Source organism: Candidatus Nomurabacteria bacterium, from assembly GCA_020632395.1.
Lineage (GTDB): Bacteria > Patescibacteriota > Dojkabacteria > SC72 > JAHDCA01 > JACKFQ01.
The window spans coordinates 22,223-29,581 of sequence record JACKFQ010000008.1; the positions used below are offsets into that span (position 1 = coordinate 22,223).

Here is a 7,359-nt window from a genome sequence, read left to right on the forward strand (position 1 = left end):
CTTTACTAGTGTGGACCTGTAAAGCGTGTGTTTAGTTTCATTGCGAGATCTACATACGCTTTTTAGTTCTATTCAACTACATCGATATCGATTGTTTTTGGCTTCACTTCCTCACTTTTTGGAAGGGTAATTGTAAGGATACCATTTTGGAACTTCGCATTTGCCAAATCAGCCTTCACCATAGTAGGAAGCTCTGCTGATCTCGAGAAGGACATCGAACGTATCTCCTTTTTGTAATACTTCCTCGAAGAATCGTCTTCCTTTCGCTCCTCTTTCACATTACCGGTTACAGTAATTGTGTTTGATTCGATCTGGATATTGATATCATCCTTACCGAAACCTGGTGCTTTCAATTTCACAATGATGTCATCTTTTTCCTCGTAGAGATCCATCTGCACATCATCGTACTCTGCAAAACCCCAATCATCCCAGTCGAAAGCATCCCTGGGAACCATTCTCCATGGATTCCATACTGTTAATCTTCTATTCATGTTCGCAGTACTATAATAAATTAAATATCAATTGTTATTTTTAAAGGGTCCATTGGCACAGTAAGTTTGAGGCAAACCATCCCAAGGTAACTATTTATACTATTAGCATATGCGATTGTCAAGTGCTAATACATGAACAGACATTCAGAGGAAAGAACCCTCCTTTTTACTTATCATATAGACATATTTCGAGTTATCCAGTAAGCACAATGTGAATTTCTTGTGAAGTTTTTTACTTCAAACTGTAGCACACTCATTTTGAACAGCCTTTGTTTGTCCCCCATGACCCTTGCCTCATGTGTATTTTGAAAAAAAGAGAATTGTGCAAAATTCGTATGTGATTTTCGCCAATAACTGATCGATCTCGATAGTTTCTTATACCGAGGTTGTTTCGTATCCGTGATAGCTCGACACACTGTGATAGCTCGACACACTGCGATTGCTCGACACACCGCGATTGCTCGACACACTGCGATAGCTCGACACACTGTGATAGCTCGACATACCGTGATAGCCCGACACATCGCGATTGCTCGACACACTACGATTGCTCTACCTAAGCGGATAGCTACACACAGATCAATAACTTTGTATGACGCGTATTTCCGGACATATTGGTAAATAAATGACGTGTCAGGGCAGTGAGGATCCTTACCTGAACACAGACCTAACCTTGTTGTATAAAGGTTTTCATGATCGACCGATCCTAAGAACTAGCTACATGTATCAAGCTATCTCAAAATTCTCCTAGCCATGCGGATTATGATCTGGGAACCTAAGCCCCTACAGTAGCTACAGTTAGTCGATCAGCAATTACGATCATATCCTTTTCACGCTTGCTATCAACTATATTCTCTTGTCGAGCTACGATCTCAAAATCCCGGTCCAACAGCTTAAGTACATAACTACCTCTTGGTACGACAAACCTGAATTTTCCATCGCTATCTGTAACTCTTTTAGAGATATATCTCTGCTGAGTTAGATCATATAACCCTATCGATAGACCTTTAATTGGATTACCACTACTGTCATTCACAACTCCCATTTCAGGTGGTGTGTACCTCAAAGAAAAGAGTGTCAGAAAGATCGTAGGTATATATAGCAGGCAGATGACAAAATTCACAAAAACAGGAATACTGAGTAATAGTAAGAGGGAGAATGAAAATCCAAATGCTAGTAGGAGTAGTTGGAGGAATTTTACGGCAAGTCGAACCCTCTCTTTAAGCAATGCTGTAAAGACCTTTGCGAAACTGTTCTCTGTAGGGTCAACAGGGATCGAATAGTAGATCTGTACCTCTTTGTTCACCTCAAACTCATCTCCATGATAAACATTATCGAGAGGATAATCTGCCAATGACCTAACTATCCACGAAGGGAACTTATACCCTGATTTGCTTACTATGATACTGTAGATGCCTGGCTCCAATTCTGCATCAAATACTCCAAACGCATCAGTCACGCTAGTCCTTACCATTGTCTTTTTATTTGTTCTTTCATCCTTCTTGAAGAGACGCACCAGAGCATTAGCCAGAGGTTCTTTAGTAACTGCATTATAAACATAACCGTACTGTTGACCATGAAGCCTGATACCCAGTAATGTCAGCAAACCAAAAGCCCCTCGCAAAATGATCACCGGAGCTTCTAGAAATGTCATGTTTAGTAGACCCATGCTCACAAAAGCTGATGTGGCGACATTTGCCACATACGCTACAGGTGCGATCTCTGCGACATCCTGTATAGCTTCCTGAAATCTTTCAGGTTCAAGTCCAATATCATCTAGTAAGTTCTCCCACCATCCAACTGCAGAAACAGGTACGACAGGTTCACCACCATCAAATTCCTGTATAAGCAAACATCCTGTAGGTTTACACTCATAACCTACTCCACATTCATCATCATTTGCACATTTCTTACACTTGTTATCCTGAGAACAAACAAACTTTGGGAAATTACAGTGCTCATTGACTGTACATTGTAACGGAGGCGGAGGTTCACATATACCTGATTGGCAGAGATCCTCTCCCGAACAATCAGTGTCAAATACACACTGTGTGCATGACCCATCTATACAAACCTCTGAAGGATACTCACATTGGGTATTTGTGGTGCACTCCGCAGGAGGGATCGCCACGCATAAACCGTCTTCACAACTGTTACCCTGCCCACATTCATAGCTGAAATTGCAAGGTGTACATTCATTATCTATATCGCAGATCTCCTCAGGAAATTGGCAGTCGGTATTTGTTAAACATTCATAAGGAGCCTGACAAACACCCGCTATACATGCCTGTCCGGTATTACATTGCCAATCAACTACGCAAGGTTCGCATACATTTGCAGGATTACAAACTTCGTAAGGGTATGCACATTGGGAATTCACAGTACACTCGAGTGGTTCCGGTGTGACACAAACATTGTTTGTACATACATCACCTGTATTACACTGTAGATCTGTAGAGCATGGGTTACAGTTATATGTACCATCACATATCTCATACGGATATCCACACTGTGCATTTACAGTACATTCCAGAGGAGGTATCGCTTGGCAAGTACCCGTAAGTTGATCACATTCATTTCCTACTCCGCATTCACTATCTAGTGTACACGGTGCACATTCGTTAGTTGCTGAACATATCTCGCTCGGGAAATTACAATCATCATTTGTTCCACATGTCAGATCCCTTATACATAGACCCAAAGAACAGATGTCGCCATAACTGCACTGCGCGTCAGTCGTACAGGCAGAACACTGAGAGATCCCATCACAGATCTGGAAGGGATATGTGCAGTCGTTGTTTGTACTACATACAGGGAGTGGTAGTACTTGTGCTGTAATATTGACGGATGTACTGTTTTGCAGCATAAGTAGAAAATCTGAAGTGTCGTTGAGAGCCCCACTATCGATATTCAAAGTGATCAGGTGACCTCCTGTTGATATCGATGTTCCCAAAACCCCTGTATTACCAAAAACATCTACACCGTATGTCACTCCATTCACCAATGGCCCTACATTCTCTATCAATATCTCATCAGATGATAGCGACCCACTCCCCTGTGTACAGTTTGCATATATCAACCCCGGCAGAGCTTGGTCGATCGCCCATGAACCTCCAGACAGATCTACTGGGGATGATGTTGTACCAACAACAGACATACCCCCAGGTGTACGACACCAGTAGCCATCATCGTTATCATCAAAGGATATAGATACTGTAGAGCCGGGTGGAAAATTTTGTGTTGGTTCAAAAGCCAAGGTAAAAGCCCATCCTGTACTTATTGCCACTCGACTACTGTTTGCAAAGAGATAATACGCTGATATCGTGCCTGCTTGAGTGACTGTCGAGATGTGGAACAGGGCCAAGATGGAAAGCAGTATGGCCATAAGGAAGATCATAAATTGTTTCACACCTCTCAAGCGAAGCGTAACCGCTATATGACGAGCAGATTTACTCATGGCACTTACCCTGTATATTACATCGATGTATGATAGTATAATAATACACAAATAAGGTACAAAGACAAAGGAATGATGCTATCTTTCAAAACATTTCGGAGAATTGCCACGACAGTTGATACATATATATATGTAATAGGTGTGATTCTGTTTGCTATGACGGGAGTGGTATTTGCTGAAACCTTAGAGTCTACTGATTATCGTATAGATGGTGCAGTTATCGATGCGGGTGGTCAGGTACCTACCGGTACGACGGATCTCGGATTGTTTGCTACTATTGGAGATTTTTCTGGTAATCCTAGAGATACTACCTCCTCATATCAATTACGACCAGGGACTACAAATGAGTTCCTAGCCAATACACCCATAGTTGCGTGTTTTGAGACCACCTCTACTGGAAGCTCGAACTGCACCACAGGACCTGCATATCTCAATAGTAATGGTATGGTAAGGGTATGCGGTACAGACGGTTGTTACAACAAAGCTCGATTTGAGATCGACACCCAAAACAATCCTAGCGATACACTATATGGTGTACAGATCTCTACAGATGACTTTGTTAGTGATATCCAACAGATCGACGGTACTTCATACAAACCAAAGGATCTGGCAGATAGGCAATTAGCTGATTATCTGACCGAGAGCGATTGGGAGACACCAGTTTTCAATATAAAAGGACTCCAGAGCAACACTACATATTATGTAAGGATCACGGCATTGCATGGTGATTTCACCGAGTCCACCCCTAGCCCATCCGCATCGGCTACTACTGCAAATGCTCTGATCACATTTGATATCGACATCACAGATATGGCGGAGAGTACTCCGGAGACGAGTGCACCGTATGGGATAAGTTTCACCGGAGATTATAAATTGATCTCAGGTGGGGCACTTCAGACGAATCTTGACCTGATTTGGATGGATCTGGAAACGAATGCTGAAGGTGGAGCTGCCGTAGCACATAAAGGTCTGTATGGAGGTCTTTACAGTGCGAATCAAACATACACGATCACATCAGCCACAGAAGATCTTTCCGCAGATCCCGAGGGTTTTGGTCTTCAAAACTACGACTATTCAGGAACTGAAACTTATGAGGAAACATATTCAGGACAAAGTTCCTTAGGTACGATAACAATTGCTACGAACTACAATGGGGCTGGTAATAATGTAGGAATAGTAGACACAGACCTTTTACTGCTATTCGGATCGGACGGCCCGACCGATGCAGGTCGTGTGTCTATGTGGGTCAAAGCGAAGGCAGGTAATTCAGCTCCAGCAGACACAGATTATACAGAAGAAATAACGATAGTTGCGGTAGGTAGATACTGATTTCCTTAGACGATCTGAAGGTATTTCGCCCCATTTTCATGGTGTAAATTTTTGCACAATCATTTTACTCATCTATCATCTATTAGTTTATCTATAACCATTTTCTGTCAATATAAAAAAGTGTTCGGTTAGATCTACAAAACACACCTCCTTAACAGGTGTACACAAACTATGCCCATTATGACGCAAGAAAACACAATATATAGCTATTGACACCCTCCTGGATACATGATTGTATAGATAATGAGTTAACATCCTTATGGATTGGCAACGCATCCTTGAGGCGGTTGACTCGGATTGTGTGTACACATTCCGCAATCAATTAATTAATTTATTTCTTACTGCCCTAATGAAAAGAAATAAAACGGTGCTTACACTAACATTAGTGATGGCACTACTTTTAACAGCAGTAGGTGCTCCGTTGCTGTCAAAGGATGCAGATGCAGCAGCAATGATAAATGCATATATGCTGATAGACGACATCGCAGCTGGTAGAACCGCGGGTGCAACGTATGTATTTGCGATACAACCCTCTCAGTCCTTCACAACTCCTACATTGACAATCGAATTTCCAATTGCCGATGATACGGAGTGGTGTAGAACTGCAACAGATCTAACAGAAGCCGGTGTGACAGCCTCAGTAGCTGACGATGGAGGTAGTCACGACATCTCAGCTGCATTGCCAGGTACTCTTGCAGCTACTTGTACTCAGGGTAATGGAACAACTACTGGTGATAAGATCACTGTTACAGGTATCACAGCCATCACAAATGGTTCTGTATACGGTCTTTCCTTGACCGATGGCACGACTGGTGAACTTGGCACGAGTACAAACGGATCACACTTAGTTTCAGTTACTTTAACAGAGGGTGCAAACGTTGATACCATGACATTTGGAGTTCAATTATTGACAAATCCTGATGTCACAGTGACTGCGACAGTTGCAGCTGCTCAAACGGTGACCTGTTCTCTGAGTTCTAACTCAGTAGCGCTTGGTACCTTGTATGCAGGTGGTGCCTATGTTACTGGTACTCACACGATCTCTGCCTCCACCTCCACAACAGCAGAGGGTTACTACTGGGCTGTTTATGGTGAGGGAGACGGATCAACAGACGCTGGTCTTTGGAAGTCTTCTGCAACTACAGACCTACTCGCATCTACAGGTTCTGGGACGATCGATCTTAATACCACTGAAGGATTTGGTTTGACTGCATCTGCAGCTTCTGGTGCTACTGTAGCCGCAGACTTTGCTACAGGAACAGCAGGTCAATTCGGTGCATTGGATAGAACTTATTCAGGTGCACAGATGTTGACCTACCAAGCATCTGCTGAGACTGGTGGTGACACTTCAACAATCACTTACGGAGCAAAAGCAGGTTCAGGTGCACAAGCAGGTTCATATTCGGAAACTGTCACATTTATTTGTGGTGGTTACTATTGATCGTGCTTTAGTTATTCAAGTGAGCTGAAAAAGGGGGCGTCTGCCCCCTTTTCTCTCGTCGTTCATATTTCAGATCCTATGTATACAAAGACTTCTCTCAGCTTCGATTTCTTGCAATAATGGTAGGCATTAATTATCAAACTGATTGTTCATGTCAAAAAATATACTAAGGTCATTACTAACCCTTACGTTCATTACCATCTTCTCTCTTTTAAGCACTAATTCGTCTTTCGCTCAAGATTCAGATGACCTGACACTTTTTTCAACACCACCACTGAACGGAGAGAAACTACAGCTTGAACCAGGAGAAGTTTACGAAGACAGCTTCAAGGTTGCCAATCTCGGTATAGACACTTTGACATACTATATATATGTTAGTGGTTTTGACCAAATAGAGGATTATCCCGGGACATCAACACCTCTGAGCCCTGAAGATGATGCTCTTGCACCCTACTCTGCATCAAAATGGGTCACACTACCTTTTGATGTAGTGACTCTAGAGCCACAAGTGAACGTCACCATCCCATTTACTATCACAGTTCCAAATGATGTAGCACTAGGTGAATACAATGTGAAGATATTTTTATCCACTGACGAAGGATTCACTTCAGACACAGAGTCTTTTACTGTAACCAATTTAG

General features: G+C 42.5%; 5 protein-coding genes. 3 read left to right on the forward strand and 2 right to left on the reverse strand.

Translation table 11 applies throughout. The annotated features are described in order from the left end of the window. Positions 1-68: 68 nt before the first annotated feature. The gene (locus H6763_04235; protein MCB9804007.1) at positions 69-491 is read right to left on the reverse strand and encodes an Hsp20/alpha crystallin family protein; all 423 of its coding nucleotides are present in this window, start codon (positions 489-491) and stop codon (positions 69-71) included. Between the two features lie 775 nt (positions 492-1,266). Next, positions 1,267-3,948: a carboxypeptidase regulatory-like domain-containing protein gene (locus H6763_04240; GenBank protein MCB9804008.1), complete on the reverse strand. Its 2,682-nt coding sequence runs from the start codon at positions 3,946-3,948 to the stop codon at positions 1,267-1,269. Positions 3,949-4,020: 72 nt separating this feature from the next. Here H6763_04240 and H6763_04245 point away from each other — a divergent pair, with 72 nt between their 5' ends. The 3 genes from H6763_04245 to H6763_04255 form a co-directional block, all read left to right on the forward strand. Beyond that, positions 4,021-5,277, forward strand: coding sequence for a fibronectin type III domain-containing protein (locus tag H6763_04245; protein MCB9804009.1), 1,257 nt, complete (start codon positions 4,021-4,023; stop codon positions 5,275-5,277). 349 nt (positions 5,278-5,626) lie between these two features. Beyond that, positions 5,627-6,718, forward strand: a complete 1,092-nt coding sequence (locus H6763_04250; GenBank protein ID MCB9804010.1) for a hypothetical protein — start codon at positions 5,627-5,629, stop codon at positions 6,716-6,718. A gap of 151 nt (positions 6,719-6,869) precedes the next feature. Continuing rightward, on the forward strand, positions 6,870-7,359 hold a 490-nt coding region (locus H6763_04255), incomplete at its 3' end, for a hypothetical protein (GenBank protein MCB9804011.1).